This is a genomic window from Mycobacterium persicum (assembly GCF_002086675.1).
Taxonomy (GTDB): domain Bacteria; phylum Actinomycetota; class Actinomycetes; order Mycobacteriales; family Mycobacteriaceae; genus Mycobacterium; species Mycobacterium persicum.
Genome location: NZ_MVIF01000320.1, coordinates 1 through 383, shown reverse-complemented (window position 1 = coordinate 383; position 383 = coordinate 1). Strand labels below are relative to the sequence as shown.

Genomic DNA, 383 nt, shown 5'->3' with positions numbered 1-383 from the left:
CAAGCCCGACGACACCGAGGAGGCCACTCAGTAAATACCGCTCGACGGTGCCTCATTCAGGTTGACAAATTCCGCCGACATCCGCCAACGCGCCACCCAGCTCGTCGGGGTCGAACATGAAGTAGGCGCCAAAATCACGACCGCGACGGCCAGAATCGCCACCACTTTCCCGGAAACACCCCACGACCACAAACCTCACGTCCAGGCCGTCGACCACACCTGGAAACAAGAGCCGCCACCGCCGCAACCGTCGATGTCGCGTGAGCAAGCTGCCGCTGGGTTGAAGGATGTCAACAAGAGGATATGGGGCTCTTCACAATCGAGGGTGTAGTTGGGGTCTGAATCCACCGGTTTCCAGTAGCGATCTGGCAATGTAGTTGGTG

The 383-nt window shown here is 59.0% G+C and carries 1 protein-coding gene; it reads right to left on the bottom strand.

What is annotated here, in order from left to right:
* Window positions 1-195: 195 nt before the first annotated feature.
* A partial coding sequence (locus BST40_RS31335; RefSeq protein WP_208618965.1) for a hypothetical protein occupies window positions 196-383 on the bottom strand: 188 nt, incomplete at its 5' end.